The sequence below is a fragment of the Nonomuraea sp. NPDC052265 genome (genome assembly GCF_044547985.1).
Lineage (GTDB): Bacteria > Actinomycetota > Actinomycetes > Streptosporangiales > Streptosporangiaceae > Nonomuraea.
Genome location: NZ_JBIUBJ010000002.1, coordinates 494322 through 518424, shown reverse-complemented (window position 1 = coordinate 518424; position 24103 = coordinate 494322). Strand labels below are relative to the sequence as shown.

The 24103-nt window shown below is 71.8% G+C and carries 28 protein-coding genes and 1 pseudogene; 15 read left to right on the top strand and 14 right to left on the bottom strand.

All coding sequences use genetic code 11. From position 1 onward, the window contains the following. Window positions 1-2 precede the first annotated feature (2 nt). Complete coding sequence (locus ACIHAD_RS07550) at window positions 3-503, bottom strand: SigE family RNA polymerase sigma factor (protein WP_397353514.1); 501 nt, start codon at window positions 501-503, stop codon at window positions 3-5. Window positions 504-574: 71 nt separating this feature from the next. Further along, window positions 575-1327 (bottom strand): DUF1707 domain-containing protein, encoded by a 753-nt coding sequence (locus tag ACIHAD_RS07545; RefSeq protein ID WP_397353513.1) that lies wholly within the window; start codon window positions 1325-1327, stop codon window positions 575-577. A 154-nt stretch (window positions 1328-1481) separates the two neighbouring features. Between ACIHAD_RS07545 and ACIHAD_RS07540 the strand changes: the two genes are divergently transcribed. After that, window positions 1482-2828, top strand: a complete 1347-nt coding sequence (locus ACIHAD_RS07540; protein WP_397353512.1) for an ankyrin repeat domain-containing protein — start codon at window positions 1482-1484, stop codon at window positions 2826-2828. A gap of 87 nt (window positions 2829-2915) precedes the next feature. On the opposite strand, the gene ACIHAD_RS07535 is transcribed toward ACIHAD_RS07540, so the two are convergent. The 3 genes from ACIHAD_RS07535 to ACIHAD_RS07525 form a co-directional block, all read right to left on the bottom strand. Beyond that, window positions 2916-3686 (bottom strand): SigB/SigF/SigG family RNA polymerase sigma factor, encoded by a 771-nt coding sequence (locus tag ACIHAD_RS07535; protein WP_397353511.1) that lies wholly within the window; start codon window positions 3684-3686, stop codon window positions 2916-2918. A 174-nt stretch (window positions 3687-3860) separates the two neighbouring features. Then, entirely contained in the window at window positions 3861-4751 is an 891-nt protein-coding gene (locus tag ACIHAD_RS07530) for a maleylpyruvate isomerase family mycothiol-dependent enzyme (protein WP_397353510.1), read from the bottom strand. Continuing rightward, entirely contained in the window at window positions 4751-5308 is a 558-nt protein-coding gene (locus ACIHAD_RS07525; RefSeq protein WP_397353509.1) for a sigma-70 family RNA polymerase sigma factor, read from the bottom strand. The genes ACIHAD_RS07530 and ACIHAD_RS07525 overlap by 1 nt, the downstream gene beginning before the upstream one ends. Window positions 5309-5458: 150 nt before the next feature. Here ACIHAD_RS07525 and ACIHAD_RS07520 point away from each other — a divergent pair, with 150 nt between their 5' ends. Beyond that, the gene (locus ACIHAD_RS07520; RefSeq protein ID WP_397353508.1) at window positions 5459-5884 is read left to right on the top strand and encodes an OsmC family peroxiredoxin; all 426 of its coding nucleotides are present in this window, start codon (window positions 5459-5461) and stop codon (window positions 5882-5884) included. 33 nt (window positions 5885-5917) lie between these two features. Next, the gene (gene glgX, locus ACIHAD_RS07515; protein WP_397353507.1) at window positions 5918-8047 is read left to right on the top strand and encodes a glycogen debranching protein GlgX; all 2130 of its coding nucleotides are present in this window, start codon (window positions 5918-5920) and stop codon (window positions 8045-8047) included. A gap of 12 nt (window positions 8048-8059) precedes the next feature. Here the strand turns inward: glgX and ACIHAD_RS07510 are convergent, their stop codons facing one another. Beyond that, on the bottom strand, window positions 8060-8461 hold the full coding sequence (locus ACIHAD_RS07510) for a hypothetical protein (RefSeq protein ID WP_397353506.1): 402 nt from the start codon (window positions 8459-8461) through the stop codon (window positions 8060-8062). Window positions 8462-8592: 131 nt separating this feature from the next. Between ACIHAD_RS07510 and ACIHAD_RS07505 the strand changes: the two genes are divergently transcribed. The 3 genes from ACIHAD_RS07505 to ACIHAD_RS07495 are packed head-to-tail and all read left to right on the top strand — an operon-like array spanning window position 8593 to window position 10811. Then, window positions 8593-9315, top strand: coding sequence for a pyrimidine reductase family protein (locus ACIHAD_RS07505; protein ID WP_397353505.1), 723 nt, complete (start codon window positions 8593-8595; stop codon window positions 9313-9315). Next, window positions 9312-10448: an ATP-dependent DNA ligase gene (locus tag ACIHAD_RS07500; protein ID WP_397353504.1), complete on the top strand. Its 1137-nt coding sequence runs from the start codon at window positions 9312-9314 to the stop codon at window positions 10446-10448. The genes ACIHAD_RS07505 and ACIHAD_RS07500 overlap by 4 nt, the downstream gene beginning before the upstream one ends. A gap of 27 nt (window positions 10449-10475) precedes the next feature. Continuing rightward, a complete protein-coding gene (locus ACIHAD_RS07495; protein ID WP_397353502.1) occupies window positions 10476-10811 on the top strand; it encodes a hypothetical protein in 336 nt (111 codons plus the stop codon). Between the two features lie 60 nt (window positions 10812-10871). On the opposite strand, the gene pgeF is transcribed toward ACIHAD_RS07495, so the two are convergent. Next, complete coding sequence (gene pgeF / locus ACIHAD_RS07490) at window positions 10872-11579, bottom strand: peptidoglycan editing factor PgeF (protein WP_397353501.1); 708 nt, start codon at window positions 11577-11579, stop codon at window positions 10872-10874. A gap of 81 nt (window positions 11580-11660) precedes the next feature. Next, a complete protein-coding gene (locus ACIHAD_RS07485) occupies window positions 11661-12251 on the bottom strand; it encodes a GNAT family N-acetyltransferase (protein WP_397353500.1) in 591 nt (196 codons plus the stop codon). A 57-nt stretch (window positions 12252-12308) separates the two neighbouring features. On the opposite strand from ACIHAD_RS07485, the gene ACIHAD_RS07480 reads away from it, so the two are divergent. After that, a complete protein-coding gene (locus ACIHAD_RS07480) occupies window positions 12309-13754 on the top strand; it encodes an aldehyde dehydrogenase family protein (RefSeq protein ID WP_397353873.1) in 1446 nt (481 codons plus the stop codon). 17 nt (window positions 13755-13771) lie between these two features. Then, entirely contained in the window at window positions 13772-14659 is an 888-nt protein-coding gene (locus ACIHAD_RS07475; RefSeq protein ID WP_397353499.1) for a tetratricopeptide repeat protein, read from the top strand. A 161-nt stretch (window positions 14660-14820) separates the two neighbouring features. Here ACIHAD_RS07475 and ACIHAD_RS07470 read toward each other — a convergent pair whose 3' ends face one another. Then, complete coding sequence (locus tag ACIHAD_RS07470; RefSeq protein WP_397353498.1) at window positions 14821-15222, bottom strand: RNHCP domain-containing protein; 402 nt, start codon at window positions 15220-15222, stop codon at window positions 14821-14823. A 1-nt stretch (window position 15223) separates the two neighbouring features. Continuing rightward, the gene (locus tag ACIHAD_RS07465; protein WP_397353497.1) at window positions 15224-15592 is read right to left on the bottom strand and encodes an RNHCP domain-containing protein; all 369 of its coding nucleotides are present in this window, start codon (window positions 15590-15592) and stop codon (window positions 15224-15226) included. A 432-nt stretch (window positions 15593-16024) separates the two neighbouring features. Between ACIHAD_RS07465 and ACIHAD_RS07460 the strand changes: the two are divergent. Then, window positions 16025-16132, top strand: a pseudogene (locus ACIHAD_RS07460) (acyl-CoA dehydrogenase family protein); the annotation flags it as partial. Here the strand turns inward: ACIHAD_RS07460 and ACIHAD_RS07455 are convergent. Beyond that, the gene (locus ACIHAD_RS07455; RefSeq protein ID WP_397353496.1) at window positions 16092-16628 is read right to left on the bottom strand and encodes a YceI family protein; all 537 of its coding nucleotides are present in this window, start codon (window positions 16626-16628) and stop codon (window positions 16092-16094) included. The pseudogene ACIHAD_RS07460 and the gene ACIHAD_RS07455 overlap by 41 nt on opposite strands. 178 nt (window positions 16629-16806) lie before the next feature. Here ACIHAD_RS07455 and ACIHAD_RS07450 point away from each other — a divergent pair, with 178 nt between their 5' ends. The 4 genes from ACIHAD_RS07450 (at window position 16807) to ACIHAD_RS07435 (ending at window position 19680) form a co-directional block, all read left to right on the top strand. Next, window positions 16807-17952: a sensor histidine kinase gene (locus ACIHAD_RS07450; protein ID WP_397353495.1), complete on the top strand. Its 1146-nt coding sequence runs from the start codon at window positions 16807-16809 to the stop codon at window positions 17950-17952. Then, window positions 17949-18596, top strand: a complete 648-nt coding sequence (locus ACIHAD_RS07445; protein WP_397353494.1) for a response regulator — start codon at window positions 17949-17951, stop codon at window positions 18594-18596. Before ACIHAD_RS07450 ends, ACIHAD_RS07445 begins: the two co-directional genes overlap by 4 nt. 71 nt (window positions 18597-18667) lie before the next feature. Further along, entirely contained in the window at window positions 18668-18862 is a 195-nt protein-coding gene (locus tag ACIHAD_RS07440) for a hypothetical protein (RefSeq protein ID WP_358284776.1), read from the top strand. Between the two features lie 2 nt (window positions 18863-18864). Next, entirely contained in the window at window positions 18865-19680 is an 816-nt protein-coding gene (locus ACIHAD_RS07435) for an MBL fold metallo-hydrolase (protein ID WP_397353872.1), read from the top strand. A gap of 270 nt (window positions 19681-19950) precedes the next feature. Here ACIHAD_RS07435 and ACIHAD_RS07430 read toward each other — a convergent pair whose 3' ends face one another. Beyond that, the gene (locus ACIHAD_RS07430; protein ID WP_397353493.1) at window positions 19951-20520 is read right to left on the bottom strand and encodes a hypothetical protein; all 570 of its coding nucleotides are present in this window, start codon (window positions 20518-20520) and stop codon (window positions 19951-19953) included. Window positions 20521-20818: 298 nt separating this feature from the next. Here ACIHAD_RS07430 and ACIHAD_RS07425 point away from each other — a divergent pair, with 298 nt between their 5' ends. Continuing rightward, window positions 20819-21121, top strand: a complete 303-nt coding sequence (locus tag ACIHAD_RS07425; RefSeq protein ID WP_397353492.1) for a hypothetical protein — start codon at window positions 20819-20821, stop codon at window positions 21119-21121. A 127-nt stretch (window positions 21122-21248) separates the two neighbouring features. On the opposite strand, the gene ligD is transcribed toward ACIHAD_RS07425, so the two are convergent. After that, window positions 21249-22256, bottom strand: coding sequence for a non-homologous end-joining DNA ligase (gene ligD / locus ACIHAD_RS07420; RefSeq protein ID WP_397353491.1), 1008 nt, complete (start codon window positions 22254-22256; stop codon window positions 21249-21251). Window positions 22257-22578: 322 nt separating this feature from the next. Here ligD and msrB point away from each other — a divergent pair, with 322 nt between their 5' ends. Continuing rightward, window positions 22579-22980 (top strand): peptide-methionine (R)-S-oxide reductase MsrB, encoded by a 402-nt coding sequence (gene msrB / locus ACIHAD_RS07415; protein ID WP_397353490.1) that lies wholly within the window; start codon window positions 22579-22581, stop codon window positions 22978-22980. Window positions 22981-23151: 171 nt separating this feature from the next. Here the strand turns inward: msrB and ACIHAD_RS07410 are convergent, their stop codons facing one another. After that, a complete protein-coding gene (locus ACIHAD_RS07410) occupies window positions 23152-24018 on the bottom strand; it encodes a hypothetical protein (RefSeq protein WP_397353489.1) in 867 nt (288 codons plus the stop codon). Window positions 24019-24103 lie beyond the last annotated feature (85 nt).

Below are 24103 nucleotides of genomic sequence, written 5' to 3'. Positions count from 1 at the left end.
CGTCAGCTCCCGGTCTCCGCCGCGGCCCTGGCCGCGGGGTCCAGCCGCAGCTTGGCCAGCGCGCGGCTGGCCTGGCTGCGTACGGTGGCCACCGAACAGCCCACGATCCCGGCGATCGCCTCGTCGGGCAGGTCCTCGAAGTACCGCAGCACGACCACGGCCCGTTGCTTGGCCGGGAGCGCGGCCAGGGCGGCCCTGAGCGCGTCCCGGGTGCCGAGCCCGGCCGTCTCGTCCAGTTCCTGCGGCTGGTCCGGGAGCTCGCCCGTGGCCACCTCGCCCCGCCAGCGCCGCCGCCACCAGGAGGCGTGCGTGTTGGTGAGGATGCGGTAGACGTACGGGTCGGGGTTCGCGCCGACGCGCCGCCAGGCCAGCCAGGCCCTGGCCAGCGCGGTCTGCGTCAGGTCCTCGGCGGTGGCCCAGTCGCGGCACAGCAGGTACGCCGTCCTGAGCAGGCGGGCCGAGCGCTGCTCGACGTAGCGCTCGAAGTCGGCACGATCCCGCATCGAGAGGTCCTCACTGTCCGGTGATGTTCACCGATCACTACGCCGAGGACCCCCGCGTACGTTGCACGGACTCAGTAACCCCGGTAGTCGCGGCGGCGTTCGCGGCGGTCGTGCTCCAGGGAGCGGTGCTCGTCGCGGATCTGCCGGCCGACCTCGCGGGCGTCGTCGCGCATCCGGCGGCCGATCTCGCGCCAGTCGTCGCCGTGCAGCGCCCGCCAGTGATCCCGCCAGGCGGCCAGACCGCGCTTGAGCGGCTGGGCGCGGGAGTCGCCGAGCACCTTGACGTCGCCCATCACGGCGTAGGCGCGCACCCGGATCACCGGCACGTTCATCCCGGGGGCGGCCTCCAGCACGTCGACCCTCTTGTCGCCCATCACGGCGACGCCGTCGAGGTCCACGTTCACGCCGTCCGGCACGATGATCTTGACGTCGCCCATCACGGACACCGCCGTGACGTCGACCACGTCCGTGCGCACCTCGGCCTCGCGCAGGTCGAGCAGCACGTCGCCCATGACGGCGACCGCGCCGAGCTGCTGGTCGATGCGCCAGGTGCCACGCCGCTTGGTGTCGCCCATGATGCCGACGAACCAGCGCCGCTTGCCGCCCTCGCGAGCCGGGGCGGGCGCGGGCGCGGGGCCGCCGCCCGCGGGGAGGTCCTGGGTGAGCAGGGCGAGCTCGGCGTGCGTGGTCGCGGTGTAGGCGGCCTCGGTACGGTCGGTCAGCTCGGCGAGCGTGAGCCTGCCCTCGACCGAGGCGACACGGAGCTGTTCCACGACGGCCTCGCGTTCGGCGTCCGACGCGCGCACCTCACCCGGATCTGTCATAGACGCAACATATCGCGTCTTGGACCGGTTGGGACTCCTCCCTCGGGAGGAACATCCGTACACCCTTGGATGGGCGCACCCTCCCGCGCCGGTCCCCGCGCGCCCGTCAGCGTGCTCCGGCGACCTCGGGCGGCGAAGACGCTAGGGTCCTGTCATGCATGAGGAACAGCTCTACCGCGCGGCGTTGAACGGCGAGACCGAGACCGTGGGCAAGCTGCTCACCGGGGGCGCCGACCCCAACAAGGCCAGCGAGGGCGAGGAGGCCGGGCTGCCGCTCTGCGCGGCCGCCGCCTGGGACCGCGTCGAGGTCGCCGAGGCGCTGCTCGCGGCCGGGGCCGAGGTCAACGGCCGCGAGGCCGGCGGCTGGACGGCGTTGTCGTGGGCCGCCGCCAACGGCCACGCCGCGACCGCGGGCGTGCTGATCGAGGCCGGGGCCGAGATCGACGCGGCCAACGACGACGGCGACACGCCGCTGACGCTGGCGGCCAGGCGCGGGGCGCTGGGCGTGGTGCAGACGCTGCTGGAGGCGGGCGCCGACCACGAGAAGTTCGACGGCGACGGCGACAGCCCGCTCGACATCGCGGCCGACTGGGTGGGCGTGCACCTGGAGTCCGCGCTGCTCGACCAGATCGCCCAGGAGGGCTGGGAGTACGTCGTCGGCCGCCAGTACGCCAAGGACGGCACCGAGCTGGTCACCGTGGCCGGCCGCTCCCCCGACGGCTCGGAGACCGAGCAGGTGCAGGCCCAGCGCGGCCACGCCGCCATCGCGACCCTCCTGGAGGACGCGGCGGGCGTCCACACGCCGGTCGACCAGCTCGTCGCCAGGGCCGTCGCCCACCGCGACGTCGACGAGGACGCCGAGACCTGGTGGATCGTGGCCGACTCGCTGGGCCGGCGGGCCGACGACGAGACGTACGAGGCGCTGGCCCGGCTGTGCGTGAGCGAGGACGCGCGGGAGCGGGAGTTCGGGGTCGACGCGATCGCCCAGTTCGGGTTCGCCGACGGCGAGAAGCCCTACCTGGACCACACACTCGCGCTGCTGCAGAAGATGGTGACCACCGAGGGCAACCCGCAGGTGCTGCGCTCGGTGCTGGCCGCGCTGGGCCACCAGGGCGACCCGCGCGCGCTGCCCGCCGTGCTCGACATCGTCGGCCGCGCGGGCCACAAGCGCACGATGACGGACGCCATCGCGCTGGCCGACGTCCTGCCCGCCGACCACGAGGAGGGCCTGTCGCTGCTCATCGAGATGTCCCGGGACGAGGAGGCCGAGATCCGCGACTGGGCCACGGCCGGGCTGGCCGGGCTGTCGGCGGACACGCCCCGCATCCGGGAGGCGCTGGCCGACCGGCTGGGCGACGCCGACCTGCGCACGGTGGCCGAGGCGACGCGGGGGCTCGCGGCGCGCGGCGACGAGCGGGCCGAGCAGGGCGTCAGGCGGGTGCTGGAGGAGAGCGACGACGACTACGCCAGAGACCTCGTCGCGGGGATCGGCGGGGAGTGACCCAGGCGCCCCCGGTGGCGTCCCGCCGCGCGGGTCCGCCGGGGGCGCGGGTTCCCGGCCTGGAGCTCGGGCCGCCCGCCCACCCGGTCAGTCCGACAGGGCGGTGCGGAGCCGGGTGAGCACGGCGCGCAGGATGCGGGAGACGTGCATCTGCGAGATGCCGAACTCGCTGGCGATCTCCGACTGGGTCATGTTGCCGTAGAAGCGCATCAGCAGGATGTTGCGCTCCCGCGACGGCAGGGCGTCGATGAGCGGCTTGACGGAGTACTTGCCGAGCAGCGTGTCCAGCGAGTCGTCCTGCGAGGGCAGGAAGTCGCCCAGGTCGGCGCCGTCGTTGTCGCCGCCGACGGGGGCGTCCAGCGACAGGGCGCTGTAGGCGGTCGAGGCGTCCAGGGTGAGCAGGACGTCCTCCTCCGTGATGTTCATGTGCGCGGCGAGCTCGGAGACGGTGGGCGAGTGGCCGAGCGTCTGGGTGAGGTCGGCTGTGGCCTTGTTGAGCTCCAGCCTGCGCTCCTGGTGGACGCGCGGCACCTTGACGGCCCACGTGCGGTCGCGGAAGTGCCGCTTGACCTCGCCGACCATCGTGATCATGGCGTAGCCGCGGAACTCGTGGCCGAGCTCGGGGTCGAAGCCGTTGATCGCCTTCATCAGGCCGACGTACGCGGCCTGGCGCAGGTCCTCCATCGGCTCGCGCTGGTGGCGGTAGCGACGGGTGACCTCGGTGACGAGGGAGTCGAACATGGTGACGACCCGCTCACGGATGCGGGCCTTGTGCTCGTCCGAGGCTTCCGGCCTGTTCATCTCAGCCAGAAGCTGTTCGGCGGTCATTTCGTCGAGTGCGATATCCAGGACGGCCATCTGAGTAGCTCCATATGCCCGAAGGCGGCCCTGTCCATGGAAAAAGCCCAGGCAGAGGCACGCCACGTTTGAACGTGAGTTGAAGCCCTCTGCTGGACTTCGGATCAAAGGATTCCCTATGAATCCCGATTTATCACCTTATTTTAGGTAACGACTTGATCACAGCCTACCACCTCACGGTCCCGACAGCGCGGGAGCCGTGGTCAGGACGTCGCGGGCCAGCGCGAGGTCGCCCGACAGCGCGGCGGGGAAGGCGTCCGGCTCTCCCCTGCCGCCCAGCAGGAAGCAGAACGCGACCACGTCCGCCGTCAGGTGGGCGTCCGGCGTGCCCGGCGCGGTGTCGGAGACGCCGAGCGGGATGCGCCACTCGCCGCCGCCCGCCCCGGTCAGCGTGAGCCGGAGGGTGCGGCCGGAGCCGTCCAGGCCGGAGAGGAGCATCGTCCAGGGCAGCAGGCGGGCGCACAGGTCGGCCGTCGGGCGGACGTGCTCGGGCACGGGGTCGGGCAGGCGGATCCCGGCCGTCGTGGCGGCGTCGGCGGTGTGCACCCACGTCTCCAGGCTCCTGGCCAGGACGTGGTCGCGCACGGCCGCCTCCATGCCGTCCACCGTGGCCGGCCCGGCCGGGTCGAGTCCGCCCAGGTGGCGGCAGAGGGCGTCGGCCTGGGCCCGCCAGTCGCGCCTGGTCTGCTCGGGGCTGCGGGCCCGTTCGTACGCCTGCACGTCGGCCGTGCGCCCGGCCGCGTCGCGGGCGGCCATCGGGGGGCCGAGCACGGGCGCGCCGACGGAGGCGGCCAGCAGGCCGTCCTTGGCGGCCAGGTGGGCCACGAGCTCCTGCAACGTCCAGCCCTCGACGATGACGCGCGACCAGTCGTCGTCCACGGCCGAGGCCAGCAGCGCGTCCATGGCGGCCACGCGGCCCGCGTACGGCAGCGCCCACCCGGCGGTCGGCGCCGCGGGACGGCGGCGGGCCCTGGCGCCGGCCAGGAGCTGCGGGCGCAGGGAGCCGGCCGGCACCGCCGGGTCCTCCATCAACGCGTCCAGAAAGAGGCGCTCGACAGGATCCATCACCCTTCTTCCTCCGCCAGCGCGTCCGCCAGGCGCCGCAGCGCCAGCCGGATGCGCGACTTGGCCGTGCCCTCGGGCACCCCCAGCTCCTCGCTCACCTGCCGGTAGGTCCGGCCGCCGAAGTAGGCCAGCTCCACCGGCCGGCGCAGCCCCTCGGGCAACGACGTCACCGCCTGCCGCACACGCTCGGCCTCCTCGGCGGCCAGCACGTCGTCCTCCGGTCTCACGGGTTCGCGCTCGAACAGCTTCGGCCCGAGGACGGAGACCCGGCGGCGCTCCTCGGCCCGTACGTGGTCGACCCCGCGGCGGTGGGCGATCGTGGCCAGCCAGGCGCGCAGCGTGCCGCGTTCCGGGTCGTAGGCCAGCGGGCGCTCCCAGAACGCCAGGAACACCTCCTGCGTGATGTCCTCGGCGATCACGCGGTCCCTGGTGACCCGTAAGGAGAGCCCGTAGATCAGCGCGGACAGCCGATCGTAGACCTCCCCGAGCGCCGACTCGTCGCCGCCGACCACCCGCTGGTGCAGCAGGCGGTCGTCGTACGGTGCCTCCACTGGCACCACACTCCCGTGGTCCGGACCGAGGCGGCGGGTGTGCCGCGACCCGAGCATGTCATTGTTCGCCGGAAATGTTGAGGCGGACGACCCCCGGCGGCGGCTCCGGAGCCCCGCGATAGTGTCGAAGGACGACGACCGGAGGGATCACCCGCCATGGCCACCACCCGCACCGCCACCACGCAGTGGAAGGGCGCCCTGATCGACGGCTCGGGCACCGTCTCGCTCGACACCTCGGGCGTGGGCACGTTCGAGGTCTCCTGGCCCTCCAGGGCCGAGGCTGCGGGCGGCAGGACCTCGCCCGAGGAGCTCATCGCCGCCGCCCACTCCTCCTGCTTCGCCATGGCCCTGTCGCACGGCCTGGCCGGCGGGGGCACGCCGCCGGAGTCGCTGCGCACGAGCGCGGACGTGACATTCCAGCCGGGTGAGGGCATCACGGGCATCGTGCTCACCGTTCAGGGGCACGTTCCGGGCATCACGGCCGAGCAGTTCCAGGAGGCCGCCGCGACCGCCAAGGCGAACTGCCCGGTCAGCAAGGCGTTGGCGGGCACCACGATCACACTGAAAGCCGAACTCCTCTAACAGGAACGCTTTCGCGTGCGACAATTGGGTCACATGCGCGAGGTCTGGCCGGGCGAACCCTATCCACTCGGCGGCACCTGGGACGGCGTCGGCACCAGCTTTGCCGTGTTCTCCGAGGTCGCCGAGCGGGTCGAGCTGTGCCTTTTTCACGATGACGACAGCGAGGAGCGGGTCCCGCTCCCGGAGGTCGACGGCTTCGTCTGGCACGGCTACCTGCCGGGTATCCAGCCGGGCCAGCGGTACGGCTACCGCGTCCACGGGCCGTACGAGCCGTCGCAGGGCCGTCGTTGCGACCCGTCCAAGCTGCTGCTCGACCCGTACGCCAAGGCCATCGACGGCGAGCTGACCTGGAACGAGGCGCTGTTCCCCTACTACTTCACCGATCCGTCGGTGCGCAACAGGGAGGACAGCGCCCCGTACATGCCGAAGAACGTGGTGGTCAACCCGTTCTTCGAGTGGGGCAACGACCGGCCGCCGCGCATCCCGTACCACGAGACGGTGATCTACGAGGCGCACGTGCGGGGGCTGACCATGCGCCACCCGGGCGTGCCGCAGGACCTGCGCGGCACGTACGCGGGGGTCGGGCACCCGGCGATCATCGAGCACCTGCTGTCCATCGGCGTCACGGCGGTCGAGCTCATGCCCGTGCACCACTACGTGCCCGAGCACTTCCTGGTGGCCCGGGGGCTGACCAACTACTGGGGCTACAACACGATGGCCTACCTGGCGCCCCACGGTCGCTACTCCGGCTCGGGCACGCGGGGCCAGCAGGTGCTGGAGTTCAAGGCCATGGTCAGGGCGCTGCACGAGGCGGGCATCGAGGTCATCCTCGACGTGGTCTACAACCACACCGCCGAGGGCGACCACATGGGGCCCACGCTGGGCTTCCGGGGCATCGACAACGTCAACTACTACCGCCTGCACGACGGCGACCGGCGCTACTACCTCGACTACACCGGGTGCGGCAACTCGCTCAACGTGCGCTCGCCGCACGCGCTGCAGCTCATCATGGACTCGCTGCGCTACTGGGTGCTGGAGATGCACGTCGACGGCTTCCGCTTCGACCTGGCCTCGGCCCTGGCCAGGGAACTGCACGACGTCGACCGGCTGAGCGCGTTCTTCGACCTCATCCAGCAGGACCCGGTGATCTCGCAGGTGAAGCTGATCGCCGAGCCCTGGGACGTGGGGCCGGGCGGCTACCAGGTCGGCAACTTCCCGCCGCTCTGGACGGAGTGGAACGGCAAATACCGCGACATCGTGCGAGATTTCTGGAGGGGCACGAACTCCGCCCTGCCCGAGTTCGCCTCCCGCCTGACCGGCTCGGCCGACCTCTACGAGTCCTCCGGCCGCCGCCCGGTGGCCTCGATCAACTTCGTCACCTGCCACGACGGCTTCACCCTGACCGACCTGGTCTCCTACGACCACAAGCACAACGAGGCCAACGCCGAGGAGAACCGCGACGGCACCAACGACAACCGCTCCTGGAACTGCGGCGCCGAGGGCCCGGTGGAGGACCCGGACATCGTCGCGCTCCGCCGCCGCCAGCGCCGCAACTTCCTGACCACGCTGTTCCTGTCGCAGGGCGTGCCCATGCTCTCCCACGGCGACGAGATCGGCCGCACGCAGCGGGGCAACAACAACGCCTACTGCCAGGACAACGAGCTGGCCTGGATCGACTGGTCGATGCTGCACGCCGAGTCCGACCTGCTGGAGTTCGTCCGGACGTTGTCGAAGCTGCGCCGCGAGCACCCGGTCTTCCAGCGCCGCCGCTTCTTCCACGGCCGCCACCCCGAGAACGGCAGACGCGACCTGGTCTGGCTGACCCCGGGCGGCAAGGAGATGACGGCCGGCGACTGGCACACCGGCTACGCCAAGTCTCTGATGGTCTACCTCAACGGCGAGGCCATCACCGAGCCCGGCCCGCGTGGCGAGCGGATCGTGGACGACTCCTTCCTCCTGCTCATCAACGCCCACCACGAGAACCTGTCGTTCACGCTGCCGGGGCCGGAGTTCGGGGCCGACTGGCTGCCGGTGCTCGACACCGGTCACGACGTGGTGGAGGAGGCGTTCGGCGACGAGCGGTGGCGGGCGGGCGACCTGGTGGCGGTCACCGGCCGGTCGTTCCAGGTGCTGCGGCTGCCCAGGGAGCCGCGGACGCCGTAGCCGGCGGGCCCGTCAGAAGACGCGGGCGATGCCGGCCGTGACCAGGAGCAGGGCGAACGTGGCCACCCCGGCCACGCCGTGCAGGACCACCGCCAGCACCGGGAAGCCGGTGGCCCGGCGCTGGTGCCGTCCGCCGCCGAGCCAGCGGGTGAACATCGTGAAGCCCAGCAGCGCGGCCACGGTGAGCCCGCAGAAGGCGATCCGGGCCAGCGGGGCGCTGCCGGTCAGCACGTACGCCACCCAGCAGGCCAGCGACGACACCGCGAGCGCCGGATGGGACAGCAGCAGCGCCACGGGGAAGCGGGTGACCTTGGCCTCCTGCCCGCGCAGGCCGCCGGCCGAGAGCCAGCGGTGGAGCAGATACAGACCGATCAGTGCGGCGATCGTCCATGTGGCGGCGGTGACCAGGCCCACGTCCCCTCCCGGCGAGTCCCTTCCGCCACCGTATGCAGGCAAGGGGCCTTTCGTCCTTCGATTACCCAAAGGTGCCATCAGCGGCAAAACCCCGGGGACGGATTGTCGGTGGGGTGTGCCAAGGTAGAGGAGTGCGGCGCATCTATCCCGATATTCAGGACAACCCGGACATCCCGCAGGCGTACGCCTACCCCGAGGGGCGGCCCTGGCTGCGGCTCAACATGGTGTCCAGCGCCGACGGCGCGGCCTGGCTGAAGGGGCGTTCGGGCGGGTTGTCGAGCAAGGGCGACAAGCGCATCTTCGGCGTCCTGCGCGGGCTGTCCGACGTGATCGTCGCGGGGGCGGCGACCGTCCGCACCGAGGGCTACGGCCCGGTCAAGCCGCGCGCCTCCTGGTCGTCGATCCGGGCCGGGCGTCCCGAGGTGCCGCCGATCGCGGTGATCACCCGCAGTCTCGACCTCGACCTCGACGGCGAGCTGTTCACCGACGCGACCAACCCGACGATCGTGATCACCTGCGAGGCCGCGCCCGCCGAGCGGCGCAAGCTGGCCGCCCAGCGGTCCGATTTGATCATCGCCGGGGATGAGGGCGTCGACATGCGGCTGGCCGTGCGCGAGCTGCACGAGCGCGGCCTGACCCGCGTCCTGTGCGAGGGCGGCCCGCGCATCAACGCGCAGCTCTCGGCCGACGACCTGATCGACGAGTTGTGCCTGTCGGTGAGTCCCATGCTGGTCGCGGGCGGCGCGGCCCGCATACTGAACGGCGTGGCCGCGCAGGTCCCCCTGGGCCTCCGCCAGGTCCTGGAAGAGGAGGGGGTCCTCTTCTGCAGATACACGAGGGAGCAGAGCCCATGACCGAGCAGCCGATCGAAGAGCCGGAGCCGGTGCCCAACCTCCCGGTCCGGCCACCCGTGCCGCCGATGCTGGCCAAGCCGGTCAAGGCCATGCCCAAGCAGGACGGCACCCTGTTCTACGAGCCCAAATGGGACGGCTTCCGCTGCATCGTGTTCAGGGACGGCGACGAGGTCTACCTCGGCAGCCGCAACGAGCGTCCGTTCACCCGCTACTTCCCCGAGCTGGTCGAGGCGGTCAAGGCCGAGCTGCCCGGCAAGGTGGTGATCGACGGCGAGATCGTGCTGCCCCGGGGGGCGCAGCTCGACTTCGACGCCCTCCAGCAGCGCATCCATCCGGCCGCCTCGCGGGTGAAGCTGCTCTCGGAGCAGACGCCGGCCCAGTTCATCGCCTTCGACCTGCTGGCGGTGGGCGACGAGTCGCTGATGGAGGAGCCGTTCTCCGAACGGCGGCGGCGGCTTGAGGAGCTGTTTCCGCACAAGGGCGGGTCCGTCCGGCTGACGCCGGTCACGACCGCCGACGAGCAGGCGCGCGAATGGTTCGAGACGTTCGAGGGGGCGGGGCTCGACGGCATCATCGTCAAGCCGGGCGACCAGCCCTACGTGCCCGACAAGCGCACGATGTTCAAGGTCAAGCACGAGCGCACGGCCGACGTGGTGATCTGCGGCTACCGTGAGCACAAGACCGGGCCCATCGTCGGCTCGCTGCTGCTCGGCCTCTACGGCGACGACGGCCGGCTCCACCACGTGGGCGTGGCGGCCTCGTTCCCGATGGCGCGCAGGGCCGAGCTGGTGGAGGAGCTCAAGCCGTACCTGGCGGAGTTGAGCGAGCATCCCTGGGGCCACTGGGCCGAGCAGTCCGCCGCCAACGCCGGGCAGCCGGCGGCGGGGCCCGCGACCGGCGGGCAGCGGGTGCCGGGCGCGGTGTCGCGCTGGAACGCCAAGAAGGACCTGTCGTTCATCCCGCTCAGGCCCGAGCTGGTGATCGAGGTGGCCTACGACCAGATGGAGGGCGACCGGTTCCGGCACACGGCGCACTTCCGGCGGTGGCGGCCCGACCGTACGCCTGAGTCGTGCACGTACGAGCAGTTGGAGCGGCCGGTCAGTTACGATCTCGACGACATCCTCGCCCGTTAGGGGGCAAAGCGGTCTAGTCTCTCCCTTATGACCACCGGTGATGAGCTCAAGGCGGCCGTGTCCGCGCGGCGCGACCTCGGCCCCGACTTCGAGGACGCGCTGGTGGAGTCGTTCCTCGACAAGGTGGGGCAGGAGGTCGACCGGCGGGTCGACGAACGCCTGGCCGGCGCTCCGCGCCCCAAGGCCCCCGCCAAGGGGTCGGACGGGCAGCGGCTGGCGCTGGCGATCGTCTCGCTCTCCCTGGGCACGCTGTCCACGGTCGCGCTCGCGTTCGCCGGGGGTGGGCGGGCGATGGCGCTGATCCCGATCTGGGTGGGGATCATCGTCGTCAACGTGGTGTTCAACAGCTCCCGCGAGAAGTAGCCCCCCGGCCGGAGCTCTGAGGGCGGCCGGTCGCGGACGGCGTGTGCCGTCGGGGCGGGGTCAGGTCAGCCAGATGAGACCGGCGAAGCGGCCGCCGGGCTGTTGGCGGCGGTGGGAGTAGAGCTCGGCGGACTCGATCGTGCAGCGCGCGTCGTGCCGTACGTCGGGGACGCCCGCCGCCCTGAGCTGTGACTCGATCCCGGCCCGCAGGTCGAGCGCCGGGGTCTCCCAGGACGTCGTCGACCACGTCGCCGGCACCTTCGAGGCGACCCGTTCGCGCAGCTCCGCGGGCACCTCGTAGCAGCGCCCGCAGGCGCCGGGGCCGATCAGCGCGACCATCCTGCCCGGCTGAGCGCCCTTGGCGGCCATGGCCTCGACGAGCGCGGTGGCGACGCCCGCCTCGGTTCCGGGACGGCCGGAATGCGCGGCGCCGACCATGCGCGCCTGGGGGTCGGCCACCAGCACGGCCGGGCAGTCGGCGCCCAGGGAGGCCAGCGCCAGGCGCGGCTCGGTGGTGAACACGCCGTCGAGCGGCGGCGGGTCGTCGCCGAAGGGCTCGCTCACGTACGCGACGTCTGCGCCGTGGACCTGGCGCATGTACACGACGGCGCGCACGCCCAGCTCGGCCGCCAGGCTCTCGCGGTTGGCCCGTACGGCCGCCGGGTCGTCGCCGACCATGCCGCCGAGGTTGCGCGAGCCGTACGGCGGGGCGCTGACCCCTCCGTGGCGGTCGGTGACGACGGCGTGCACTCCGGCGGCCAGCAGCATGCCCCGATCCTAGCCGCGGACCACCTCACGAGGAGCAGCCGGGAGCCGGGACCGCCGGGGCCGGCCCCACGGCTGGGCGGGTCAGGGGGTGGCGGGGCGGGGGGAGGAGCCGGGGCCGCCCGGGGAGGAGCCGTGGAGGATGACGCCGGGCCCGCGGCCGAGTTCCAGGTACATGCTCACCTCGTCGAAGCGCCACTCCCCCACCTCGACCACGTTCGGCAGCCGTCCCCACTCGCGGAACCCCAGGCTTTCGTACAGGGCGATCGCGCCGTGGTTGTTGCCTCGCACGTGCAGCGTGAGCGTCTCGATGCCGGCCGCGCGGGCGTCGTCCGCGAGGCCGGACACGACCAGCCGGCCGAGACCGAGCCCGCGCGCCCGCGGGTGTGCCATGACCTTGCCGATCTCGCCGGAGTGCCGGAAGACCGCTTCCCGGCCGCGACGCCAGATGCCCATGGCCTCGACCGTGCCGTCGACCGTGGCGAGGGCGAGACGTCCCTCGCCCTTCGCGGCCGCCGCGAGCGCGGCCTCCACCCAGGGGTCGGTCTCGTCCCGGGTGGGCGGCGCCAGGTAGCCGATCGCGCCGCCCAGCTCGACGACGGCGTGCAGTACGCGATGGACGGCGGCGAGCACGGGTTCGTCGGCGGTTTCCGGCCAGGTCAGCTCAATCTTCACGGAAGACCATTATGCCCCGATCCATCCAGGACTGGCCCGCCTATGGCAAGCAAGCATATGCTTGGGCACGTGCCTGAGTATCGCAATCTCATCGGTGGCGAGCTGATCCCCGCGGACCGGACGATGGACACCGTCAACCCCGCCACGGGCGAGGCGTGGGCCACGATCCCGGCCAGTGGCGCACGGGAGGCCGAGGCCGCCGTGGCGGCGGCGCGGGCGGCCTTCCCCGCCTGGTCGGCCATGCCCGCGCTGGGCCGGGCGCACTTCCTGCGCAAGGTGTCGGAGCTGTTCGGCCGGCACGCCGAGGAGCTGGCCCGGCTGGAGACCCGCGACAACGGCCGCATCCTGCGCGACACGCTCAAGAAGGACCTGCCGGGCATGGCCTACCTGTGGCAGCTCGCCGCCGGGCAGTGCCTGGAGGCGGTCAAGGGCGACACCGTCCTGCTCGGGCCCGACACGCTCGGGCTGACGCTGCGGGAGCCGTACGGGGTGGCGGTCTGCATCATCCCCTGGAACTCCCCCATCTCCACTTTCTCCGCCAAGGCGGCCTACGCCCTGGCCGCCGGGAACACGGTGATCGTCAAGCCCGCCGAGCAGGCGAGCGCGTCGGTGTTGCGGCTGGGCGAGCTGCTGGCCGAGGTGTTCCCGCCCGGCGTGCTGAACATCGTCAGCGGGCTCGGCGAGGAGGTCGGCGACGCGCTCGTCCGGCACCGGGACGTCGGCAAGATCAGCCTCACCGGCTCCACGGCCACCGGCCAGGCCATCACCCGGGCCTCGGCGGACGCGCTCAAACCGCTGACGTTCGAGCTGGGCGGCAAGTCGCCCAACATCGTCTTCCCTGACGCCGACCTGGACGCCGCCGCGCAGGGCGTCACCGTGAACTCGGTCTACACCGGCAACGCCGGGCAGGTCTGCGTGGCCGGGTCGCGCATCCTCGTCCACCGGTCGATCTGGGACGACCTGCTCGGGCGCGTCAGGCACATCTGCGCCGGGCTGGTCCTGGACGACCCCCTCGACCTGGCCACGTCCATGGGTCCGATCGTGTCGGCCGGGCAGTTCGAGCGGGTGCGGTCGTACCTGGAGACGGCCGAGAAGGAGGGGGCCGAGCTGGTCTTCGGCGGGCGGTCGGGGGCCGAGGTGGTGCCCGGCCTGCCGGGCGGCTACTGGGTGACGCCCACGCTCTACACGACCGAGGACAACGGCCTGCGCATCTGCCAGGAGGAGATCTTCGGGCCGGTGGCGGTGGCCATCCCGTTCGAGAGCGACGAGCAGGCGCTGGCGATCGCCAACGACTCCCCGTACGGGCTGGCGGCCGGGGTGTGGACGCGGGACCTCGGGCGGGCGCACCGGTTCGTGCGGGATCTGGAGAGCGGCACCGTCTGGGTGAACACCTACCGCCAGATGCCTCCGGGCCTGCCGTTCGGCGGCGTGAAGGACAGCGGGTACGGCCACGACTCGGTCGTGGAGTACACCCGCGAAAAGGCGGCCATCATCCAGATTTAGTTAGATAGATTCCCTCCATGAGCGAGGGGATCAACGACCAGTCCGAGCTGACCGAGCTGACCGAGGCAGCCGCCCAGTCGCGCGCGTCCGTGCTGCGCAGCCGAGCCGAATCGTACATCGCGCTGTCGCGGCACGAGGCCGCTATCGCCGATCTGACCGAGTCGATAGCGCTGGTCCCGGACAACGCCCGCGCCTGGCGGCTGCGCGGCGAGAGCCATCGGGTCATCGAGCGGTACGAGGCCGCCCTGGCGGACTTCGACGAGTCGTTGAGACTGGAACCCGACAGCGCGTACGCGCTGGGCTCGCGCGGCCAGGCGTACGCGGCGCTCGGCCGGCTGGAGGAGGCGATGGAGGACTTCGACCACGCCCTCACCCTCGCCCCCGAGTCCCTGTGGATCCTGGAGGCCAAGGCCGACGCCCTGGTCGACATGGACCGGCCGGCCGAGGCCCTGGACGAGCACGCCAAGATCATCGCGTTGAACGAGGAGCTGGCGTACTCGTGGGTGGCGCGCGGCGACCTGTACCAGCGCATGCACCTCTACAGCGAGGCCATCGACGACTACACCAGGGCTCTGCGGGCCGACCCCGACCACGTACGGGCGCTCAGCAGGCGCGGCGAGGCGCTGCGCATGACCGACCGCTACCAGGAGGCGCTGGCCGACCTGAACCGCGCGGTCGAGCTCGACCCCGACAACGACCGCGCGTTCGGCAGCCGGGGTGCGGTGCTGAGCGAGATGGGCGACAACGAGGCCGCGCTGCGCGATCTGGACAGGGCCGTCGAGCTGGACCCCGAGTACATCTGGGCCTACCGGGTGCGCGGCGAGATCTTCCAGGAGATGGAACGCCACGAGGAGGCGGTGACCGACTTCACGCTGGCCCTGCGCCTGGAGTTCGGTGACGACTAACTAGGCCGGAGCGAGGGGCGGGCCACCCCGAAGGGCGGCCCGCCGTCTCACGAACGCGCCTCACACAAGCGCGCCGTCTCACCAACGCGCCTCACAGAACGCGTCTGACAGAACGCGTCTGACAGAACGCGCCTGACAGAACGCGCCTCAGAGCGCGTCTCTCAGAGCGCCAGCAGTGCGTTGACCGGCAGGCGGCTGTCGGAAAGCGGCCGGACGGCGATGCGCAGCAGGGCCAGCGCGTTGTCGTCGCCGGCGATGCGGTTGGCGCTGAGCCCGCCGCATGCCTGGCAGTGGTGGATGATCAGCCACTCCCCGTCCGGCCTGACGGTGACGCTCAGCGCCGCCATCGGGCCCCGGCAGCCCGCCCGCCGGTCCCCCGGGATCCGGTGGTCGACGTGCAGGCTGGTCAGGCAGTGCGGGCAGTGGTTGCGGTGCGCCGTTCCCGGCGCGTCCATCGGTACGTCCAGCCGGCAGCCGACGCAGCGGAACGCGTCGCCGCGCTCGCCACGCCGTACGGCCTTGGGCTGTTGCGGCCTGGCCCGGCCAGGATTCCTCCTGGGCATGTCACAGGTCGCCGAACGCTTCGAGCGGGAACGGCGGCTGAGCGAGCGGGCGTACGGCCATGCGCATGAGGATGAGCTGGTTGTCGTCCCCGCAGATCGGGTTGGACGTCAGCTCGCCGCAGCGCGTGCAGCGGTGGATGATCATCCAGTCGCCGGTCCGGAGGACCGCGATGGAGATCGGGTTCATCCGCGACCGGCACTCCGACGGGCCGCCCTCCACCCGGTCGAGCACGTGCAACGAGTGCAGGCAGCTCGGGCAGTGGTTGCGGCGGGCGCCGCCGGGGGCGTGCGCGGCGACGGTCAGGCCGCAGCGGACGCACGCGAAGGTGTCGGTGCTGATGATGGAACGAGGTTTGCCGTTGGCAGACAACCTGGTTTCTCCTTGCCGGAATGGTGCGAAAAAAGGCAGCAAGGGAGCGCCGAGCGGGCCTCACAGGCACGCTGATGCGACAGGCGGTCCGGTCCGCTGAGGCCCTGATCCTTCAGAGACCTGTCCTCAGACTCTGGCGCTCAGGGGAGGCGGGGAACACCCGTGGCACGGAGAGGCGCGCTGGGCGCCGTGCCGGGCATCAAGCCACCTCGATTCCAGGAAGTCGTGTCGGACGGGACAGCTGTGAGGGTAACCATCCCCGCAGGTCCCGCGCCAACGGTTTTCCGGGGCCGGACAGGGCGCGGCGGTAGTGGCGGTGGGCGTCGTGCTCGAAGGTGCGGCTCGCGACGCGAGCAGGCGGGCCGCCTGTGGGCCGAGTGCCAGGCGATCTCGGAGTTCTGCTGGTCGCTGGTTCCGTCCGACCGCCACCGGAACCGCGTGATCCTGGCCACCCGGGCCTTCACCATCGGCGGCGGCACCACGGAGGTGCAGCTCAACATCATCGCCGAGCGCGCGCTCGGTCTCCCTCGTGATCCGTGACGCGCGCCCGCACGCATCTGACCTCGGCCGACATCGCCAGGTGACGCGCGGCGATCCCGGGCATGGCGGTCACCCCGAAGGCGGTCCGGTCCACGCGGGCGGCGACCACGACGGTGAAGCCGGTCGCGGTCACGTCGCAGCGTTCGACGGTGAGGGTGAGCGGCTGCTCCACCCCGGCGACGGTGAGTGTGCCGGTCAGCGTCTCGCCGTCGGTGCGTCCGCCGGTGAAGGTGATGACGGGGTGGCGGGCGACGTCGAGGAAGCGGGGGGAGCGTACGGTCTCGTCGCGCTGGTGGTTGCCGGTGTGGAAGCCGGCGGCGTCGATCTCGACGCGCACGCGGGAGTCGGCGAGCGGTTCGGCCACGTCGACGGTGCCGCTCCTGAGGTCGAAGGTGCCGCGGACGCGGGCGAGGCCGTACAGGTGCCTGGTGGTGAAGCGGATCGCGGAGTTCTCGACGTCGATCTCGTAGCGGCCCAGCGGGGGAAGGTTCGTCATGGATCCATTGCACGGCGGCGGGGCGGCCGTCCGGCAGGGCGGGCCGTCGGTCGCGGGGGCGACGATCGGAGGGAACGCATGCGACTTTCGTATGGTTTCCGACTTGCCCGACATCTATGGCATGCGGGGATGTCATAGCGTTTGCGGCATGAGTGCAGGGGCGTGTCGCCGTTCCCTCGTGCTGGACGTAACCATCGCGGGCGGCTTCGCGCTGCTCGACACCGGCTCGACGCTGCTCGGCCTCACGTGGTGGCCCGAGCGTCCTGGTCCGCTCGCCTGGGTGCTGCTGGCGGTCCAGGCGGCCGCCTGCCTGTCGCTGGTGGCCCGCCGCCGGACGCCGCTCACGGTCCTGGCCGTGCTGGGGACGTTCACGCTGGCGGTGACGTTGCTGATCTCGCCGGGCGGGCTGCTGGTCCCGGCCGGACCGGGGAACGTGTGGGCGCCGTTCGCGACCATCGCGGCGGCGTACGGACCGCTCTACCGCCGCGGGGACCGGCGGGTCGCCTTCGCCGCGCTGGCCGTGTACACGCTGGTCATCGCGCGGGTGTGGGAGCCGTCGGCCGGCGTCCTCGTCAACGGGGTGCTGCGCACCGCCGTCGGCCCGCTGCTCGCGCTCTACCTCGACGGACGGCGGCGGGTGGTCAGGATGCTGACCGAGCGCGCCGAGCGGGCGGAACGCGAGCGGCACCTGCTGGCCGAGCAGGCCCGCGCCGAGGAGCGCGCCCGGCTGGCCGCCGAGATGCACGACGTCGTCACCCACCGGGTGAGCCTCATGGTGCTGCAGGCCGGCGCGCTGCGGGTCACCGCGGCCGACGAGCAGACCCGGCAGGCGGCCGAGGAACTGCGCGCGGCGGGCTGCCAGGCGCTCGACGAGCTGCGCGACCTGATCGGCATCCTGCGCACCGCGCCTGAGCCGGACGCGCCGCCGTCGGCGGCCGACTTCGCCGCGCTGGTCGCCGAGTCCGCTTCCGTGGGCACCCCGGCCGAGCTGGTCGAGGAGGGGGACCGGGGGCTGGCCTCGCCGGTGGTGGGGCGCACGGCGTACCGGATCGTGCGCGAGGCGCTGACCAACGTGCGCAAGCACGCGCCGGGCGCGCGGGTGGAGGTGCGCATCGAGTACGGCCAGGCGCAGGTACGGCTCACCGTGCGCAACACGCCGCCGACCGGCCTGCCCGGCGGCCCGCTGGCCGCGACCGGCTCCGGCCTCGGCATCGCCAACCTGCGGCGGCGGGTCGAGGTCGTGCACGGCACGCTGCGCGCCGGGCCCGCCCCCGACGGCGGGTTCAGCGTCGAGGCCACCCTTCCCGCGTACGTGGCCACATGATCAGGGTCGTGGTCGTGGACGACGAGCCGATGGTCTGCCGCTTCCTGCGCACCATCCTCGGCTCGGCGCCCGACATCGAGGTCGTGGACGAGGCCCACGACGGCGCCGCCGGCGTCGAGGCGGTCGTGCGCAGCCGTCCGGACGTCGTGCTCATGGACCTGCGCATGCCCGTCCTGGACGGGCTCGCCGCGATCGAACGCCTGGGCGAGCTGCCCCGGCCGCCGGTCGTCGTGGTGCTGACGACGTTCGACGCCGACGAGTACGTGCTGCGCGCCCTGCGCGCGGGCGCCAGCGGATTCCTGGTCAAGTCCACGCCGCCGGAGGATCTGATCGGGCTGGTCCGGGTGGCCGCCGAGGGGCACACCGTGCTGTCGCCGGTCGCCGCCCGCAGGCTGGTGGCGGCCTCGGCCGCGGCGGACCCGGCGCGCGCCCGCGCCCGCGAGCTGGTCGAGTCGCTGACCGGGCGCGAGCGCGAGGTGCTGGCCTGCCTCGGCGAAGGGTTGTCGAACGCGCAGATCGCCGCCCGCCTCCACCTGGCCGAGCCCACCGTCAAGGGGTACGTGTCGCGCCTGCTGGACAAGCTGGGCTGCCTCAACCGCACCCAGGCGGGCCTGATCGCCCACGACGCGGGCCTGACCCGGTAGCCGCCGCGGGGCCGAGGGTTTGGCGGCCGGGGTGCGAGGTAGGTGATAAGCCGCAAAGGGGGACAAAAGCGATGAGTAATCCGCAACAGCCCGAACTTCGCCGGTCGGGTAAGTCCGGCGCGAACTCCAAATCCGCGGACGCCGTGCCGGAGTCCAAGAGCGGCGGCAAGCGGGCCGGCCGGCCGCACGGCAGCGACAAGGGACACAAGGGCGGCGGCAAGGGCGGCGGCGTGCCCCCTGGCCAGCACCCGCCGTATCCGGGGTGAGCATGATGAAGGGCAGCCTGCAGTTCATCGGCAACGCGACCACGCTGATCCGCTACAACGGCTTCACGCTGCTGACGGATCCCAACTTCCTGCACCGCGGCCAGCGGGCGTACCTGGGCTACGGCCTGAGTTCGCGGCGGCTGAAGGACCCGGCCATCGACGTGTCGGACCTGCCGCCCGTCGACGCGGTGGTGCTGTCGCACCTGCACGGGGACCACTGGGACCGGGTGACCGAGAAGGGCCTGGACAAGGACACCCAGATCGTCACCACCCGGCAGGCGGCGCGTACGCTGCGCCACCGCGGCTTCGGCCGCAGCACGGGCCTGGAGGTGTGGGAGCAGCACGAGCTGAACGGCCCGCAGGGCAGCGTGACCATCACCGCCCTGCCCGCCAGGCACGCGCCCGGCCCCGCCGAGGCGCTGCTGCCGCCGGTGATCGGGACGATGCTGGAGTTCCGCGGCCCCGAGGGGCTGGTGGAGCTGCGTCTGCACATCAGCGGCGACACGCTGCTCGACCGCCGCCTGGAGGCGATCCCGCGCCGCTTTCCCGAGGTCGACCTGGCCCTCGTGCACCTGGGCGGCACCCGCCTGCTCGGCACGCTGCTCGTCACCATGGACGGCGAGCAGGGCGCGACCTGGGTCGATCTGATCAACCCGCACACGGTGGTGCCGGTGCACTTCGACGACTACGGCGTCTTCAGCTCACCGCTGGACGACTTCCGGCACCACATCGAACAGGTGGGCCTGGCCGACCGCGTGGTCTACCTGGAACGCGGCGAGACCCGCGAACTGGCGCCGCACCACCTCGTGCGCCACTGACCGCCGTCGCGACTGCGCACCCGTCCGGGCTCGTCCTGGACGGGTGCTTCGGCTGTGCACCGAGGATGAGATTTCTTCTACTCGGATGGAGAAACTTCTACCGCGAGCGGGATTCTCGGTATCCGAATCCTCCTCCGGCGGGAGGTATGCGAGTTACCTTCGATCTCGGCCGCACCTCGTGTGCCGCCGCACGGCCGGGCCGTCGGGTCCCGTCCCAGGCGCCGGGTCCGGCCGTGCGGCCCTCACCCGGCGTCCGGCACGGGCCGCGGGTCAGGAGATGCGGGCCAGCTTCTCCGACGTCCGCTGGAACGCCTTGCCGTTCCACTTGTAGGTCTGGCGGACGAGCAGGTCGGGGCAGCAGCGGGGAGCCCGGTCGCTGACCACCTTGCCGCTCAGCTGCACCTGGCCCTGCTGCACGGTGACGTTCTGGGACTTGAAGTAGCGGTTCTTGCCCAGTTCGCCGATCAGCCGCGGGGCCGAGCGCCTGGACGCGCCGTCGTAGACGAAGGCGATCATCGGGTTGCCCGACGTGGGGCTCGGGCAGGACGAGACGACGACGGTCTCGGGCCGTCCGTCACGCGTGAGGTCGCCGACGGCGGCGACGCGGGCGCGGACGACGTACCAGCTGTCCTTCGGCCCCGGCTTGGGGCAGTGGAGCGCCCGCTCCACGACGGGCGCCCAGTCGACGCCCTTGAAGGGGTCCGTCGCCTGGCCGGTTCCGGCGAAGGCGGCGCCCGCGGCGAGGATCGGCGCCAGCGAGGTCGACAGGGCGACGGTCGACGCCCAGACGAGGAGTCGGCGGGCGATCGGGCTGCTCTTGTGCGTGGCGCTTGAGTTCATGACCGTTCTGATGCAGGAAACGCCTGACAAGTTCGGCCGAAGGCGCATGACTTCCGGCGTCATGCCGTTCGCAGCGTTTCGTCACACGGAAGGCGCGCAGGGCTTTGTGGGGACTCGACCACATTTTCGGGAACGCCGTCGCGGCGTTACACGCGACACGCCCAGACCTGCGGCTCTCTTCCTGTGCCGCGACACGATCGCCACCACCGTTACCGGTCTGAGATGTTCACTTCTGTCGCCACCTCGCCCCCTGCCCAGGCAGTCGCCTGGCCGAGGTTGGCACGGAAGGACACCGCATATGCGCCCAGCCACCCGAGCAGCCCTCACCACCCTCGCCGTCGCGTGCTGCACCTTCAGCTCGTTGCCGGCCTGGGCCGCCGCACCGGCCGGGAACGCGCCGTCGTGCGTGACCGTCTGGCAGACCACCGGGACCATCACCAAGACCGGCTACGCCCGCAACGACTGCGGCTACCGGCTCAGGCTGAAGATCATCTGGGCGCACGGGACCGACGGCGCGTGCCAGACCGTGGATTCCGGCGAGACCATCTACTCGCGCGTGCCGCGCGGCGTGCGCACCTTCGACGGAGCCGACACCTGCTGACCGGCTCCCGCGAAAAGGCCGGCCCCCGCGACGGGGCCGGCCTTTCGCCGTCACCGCTTTCCGTGCCGGACCGCTCTCCGTGCCGGGACCGCCTCTTGCCGTCACCCGCGCGCCCGCTGGGGGCCGGTCACGCCCCTGTGTCGGGCCTGGCCTTGCTGGGCTGGACGCGCTTGGGCTCGCCCGGCATCTTCGGGTAGTTGGGCGGGTAGGGCAGGTCGCCGCGATCGTCGGCGGCGTACATCTCCAGCAGGGGCTCGATCGAGTACGCCTGGTCGTCGATGGCCGCGTGCACGTCGCCCAGCTTGGCGAAGCGCGCCGGGACGGTGCGGATGTCGAAGTCGCGCGGGTCGGCGTCGGCCAGCTCGTCCCAGGTCAGCGGGGTCGAGACGGGGGCGTGCGGACGGGCCCGGACGGAGTAGGCGCTGGCGACCGTGCGGTCTCTGGCGTTCTGGTTGAAGTCGACGAACACGCGGTCGCCGCGCTCCTCCTTCCACCAGGCGGTGGTCACCAGGCTCGGGTCACGCGCCTCGACCGCCCTGGCCAGCGCGATGCCGGCGTGCCGCACCTGGACGAAGTCCCAGCGGGGCTCGATGCGCACCGCGATGTGCACGCCGCGGTTGCCCGAGGTCTTGACGAACCCCGTCATGCCCAGCTCGTCGAGCACCTCGCGGGTGCGCTCGGCGGCCCGGCGCGCGGTGTCGAACTCCAGGCCCGGCTGCGGGTCGAGGTCGATGCGCAGCTCGTCGGGGTGCTCGACGTCGGCGGCCCGCACCTGCCAGGGGTGGAAGTCGATCGTGCCCAGGTTGGCGCAGTAGGCGATCGCGGCGACCTCGGTCACCCGCAGCGAGTCGGCGGTGCGGCCGCTGGGGAAGGTGACCGTGACCGACTGCAGCCACTCGGGGTGCCTGGGCGGCATGCGCTTCTGGTAGATGGCCTCGGTCTGCACGCCGTCGGGGTGGCGCTTGATGTTGGTCGGCCGGTCTCTGAGCGCGCGCAGGGCCCCCTCGCCGACGCTCACGTAATATTCGACCAGCTCCCGCTTTGTCGCCCCGATCTCCGGGAAGTAGACCTTGTCGGGATTGGTGACCTTGACGGTCCGCTCCCCCACCTTGAGCTCTATGAACGGCGATGCCATGCCACCGAACCTACTCCCCCGCCCCGACAAAAGAGGTGGGCCCGTCCCGGAGCCGCGTCGGTGGCGGGACCGGAGCTCGACGGGACGGACCTGAGATCATCCGTCGCCGTTCCGGGCGCTGGCGCGCCACCCGGCCGGCCATCTCCGGTCGCCTGCGGCGCCAGCACGGGCGTGGGCTGTGCCGCTACGGCGAGCCGCGGACGATCTCACCCCTTGGCAGGAGGCGATGACACCCCCTTACCGACAAAGACGCGAATTGGGCCGAGAAAGGATGCTTCACCCTGCGGAGATCTCTTTTTGCCGGATCTCGTAGTCTGGACGCATGGACAAGGTGGTCAAGAGCGAGGCCGAATGGCGGACCAGGCTCTCTCCTGAGGAGTTCCACGTGCTCAGGGAGGCCGGGACCGAGCGCCCGTTCACGGGGGAGTACGTCGACACCAAGACCGAGGGCGTGTACTCGTGCCGCGCCTGCGGCGCCGAGTTGTTCCGGTCCGACACGAAGTTCGAGTCGCACTGCGGATGGCCCAGCTTCTACGAGCCGTCGGAGTCGGAGGCGGTGAGGCTGATCGAGGACGGCAGTCACGGCATGGTACGCACGGAGGTGCGCTGCGCACGCTGCGACTCCCACCTCGGTCACGTCTTCCACGGCGAGGGCTACGCGACGCCGACCGACGATCGTTACTGCATCAACTCGGTCTCCTTGCGCCTCGAACCCAAGGGGTGATCGATCAGCGACAGAGCGTACCGATCGCCCACGACGGGTAGGGGCCTGTTTGTGGGCCGTGTCCATCTTCGCCACCGCTGGGTGACGATTGAGACGATCGGACGTGTCGTGACACAGCGGTGCGAGGTGTGCTCGAAGACGAGGGTCCGGGTGCGCTAGTACGGCTTCGGGTCACTTCGGCCGGGGGTACGTGACACGGCAGTTGTGATCGGAAGGGCCCAGGATGTTGGCGAGGACGGGGTTCCCGTTCTCGCCGAACTCCGCCTGCACGAACACGATCGGCCGCTTCACGCCGTTCGCCCGGAGGTATTCCAGGCCGCGTTTGCACAGCGTGATGGCCGTGGGCGAGTTGTCGGCGGTGTCCGGCAAGTTCGTGTAGATGCGTAAATATCCACCTACGGTGCGGATGTCCTTGAGGTGTTTCATCGCCTTGTCGCCCGGTCCCCAGTGGGTGCGGAAGTAGTCGGCGGCCTCCCGGTCGGTGTGCCGCGACGGCCCGTCGGCCTTGTAACCGCGCGAGTTGTCCGTGTTGGAGCCGCTTGCGTCGTCGGCTTTGGAACCGCCCGAGTCGTCCGTCTGGGAACTGCCCGCATCGTCCGCCTTGGGCACGCTCACCTCGGCGTCGCCGGTCTCGGTCTTCCCCGAGACGGTGTCCGCCTTCTCCGGGACCGCGTCCGGCTTCGCGGTGGGCTCGGCCGTGCCGGTCCTGGCGGGCGCGCCGGAGCCGTCGGGCTCGGCGGCGGGCGACGTGCTCGGCCGGGTCTCGCCCTTCTGCAGCTCGCGGGCCTGCGCGGCGCCCTTGCCGTTCGCCCGGCCGGGGTTCGCCGGGACCCGGCTCTCGGCCGCCGGGTCCTGCCTGGCCGTGTTGCCCTCCGCGCCGGACGGCGTGCCGGAGGCGGTCACCGTCCCGCCGAGCGCGCCGTTCAGGCCGAGCAGCAGCGCGACCCCTCCGGCCAGCGCGACCGCGCCCGCCGCCAGGCCGCGCCTTCCCGTACGCGCGCGCCGCCGCCGTCCACGCCGGCCACGTCCCGCACGCACCCCCACCCGCCCGCCGGACGTCTCCTCGCCACTCCCCCGCTGACCGGTCGCCCACCCATCGGACGGCCATTCGCTGGAGCGTCGC

Bases quoted from the DNA above. Each gene is read 5' to 3' on its own strand.
- ACIHAD_RS07520 (WP_397353508.1), top strand. From the start codon at position 5,459: ATGGCCACCACCCGCACCGCCACCACGCAGTGGAAGGGCGCCCTGATC.
- ACIHAD_RS07445 (WP_397353494.1), top strand. From the start codon at position 17,949: ATGATCAGGGTCGTGGTCGTGGACGACGAGCCGATGGTCTGCCGCTTC.
- pgeF (WP_397353501.1), bottom strand. From the start codon at position 11,579: ATGCTGCTGGCCGCCGGAGTGCACGCCGTCGTCACCGACCGCCACGGA.
- ACIHAD_RS07535 (WP_397353511.1), bottom strand. From the start codon at position 3,686: ATGGCCGTCCTGGATATCGCACTCGACGAAATGACCGCCGAACAGCTT.
- ACIHAD_RS07480 (WP_397353873.1), top strand. From the start codon at position 12,309: ATGCTTGGGCACGTGCCTGAGTATCGCAATCTCATCGGTGGCGAGCTG.
- ACIHAD_RS07495 (WP_397353502.1), top strand. From the start codon at position 10,476: ATGACCACCGGTGATGAGCTCAAGGCGGCCGTGTCCGCGCGGCGCGAC.
- glgX (WP_397353507.1), top strand. From the start codon at position 5,918: ATGCGCGAGGTCTGGCCGGGCGAACCCTATCCACTCGGCGGCACCTGG.
- msrB (WP_397353490.1), top strand. From the start codon at position 22,579: ATGGACAAGGTGGTCAAGAGCGAGGCCGAATGGCGGACCAGGCTCTCT.
- ACIHAD_RS07550 (WP_397353514.1), bottom strand. From the start codon at position 503: ATGCGGGATCGTGCCGACTTCGAGCGCTACGTCGAGCAGCGCTCGGCC.
- ACIHAD_RS07425 (WP_397353492.1), top strand. From the start codon at position 20,819: ATGCGCCCAGCCACCCGAGCAGCCCTCACCACCCTCGCCGTCGCGTGC.
- ligD (WP_397353491.1), bottom strand. From the start codon at position 22,256: ATGGCATCGCCGTTCATAGAGCTCAAGGTGGGGGAGCGGACCGTCAAG.
- ACIHAD_RS07430 (WP_397353493.1), bottom strand. From the start codon at position 20,520: ATGAACTCAAGCGCCACGCACAAGAGCAGCCCGATCGCCCGCCGACTC.
- ACIHAD_RS07435 (WP_397353872.1), top strand. From the start codon at position 18,865: ATGATGAAGGGCAGCCTGCAGTTCATCGGCAACGCGACCACGCTGATC.
- ACIHAD_RS07470 (WP_397353498.1), bottom strand. From the start codon at position 15,222: ATGCCCAGGAGGAATCCTGGCCGGGCCAGGCCGCAACAGCCCAAGGCC.
- ACIHAD_RS07540 (WP_397353512.1), top strand. From the start codon at position 1,482: ATGCATGAGGAACAGCTCTACCGCGCGGCGTTGAACGGCGAGACCGAG.
- ACIHAD_RS07545 (WP_397353513.1), bottom strand. From the start codon at position 1,327: ATGACAGATCCGGGTGAGGTGCGCGCGTCGGACGCCGAACGCGAGGCC.
- ACIHAD_RS07455 (WP_397353496.1), bottom strand. From the start codon at position 16,628: ATGACGAACCTTCCCCCGCTGGGCCGCTACGAGATCGACGTCGAGAAC.
- ACIHAD_RS07500 (WP_397353504.1), top strand. From the start codon at position 9,312: ATGACCGAGCAGCCGATCGAAGAGCCGGAGCCGGTGCCCAACCTCCCG.
- ACIHAD_RS07440 (WP_358284776.1), top strand. From the start codon at position 18,668: ATGAGTAATCCGCAACAGCCCGAACTTCGCCGGTCGGGTAAGTCCGGC.
- ACIHAD_RS07475 (WP_397353499.1), top strand. From the start codon at position 13,772: ATGAGCGAGGGGATCAACGACCAGTCCGAGCTGACCGAGCTGACCGAG.
- ACIHAD_RS07530 (WP_397353510.1), bottom strand. From the start codon at position 4,751: ATGGATCCTGTCGAGCGCCTCTTTCTGGACGCGTTGATGGAGGACCCG.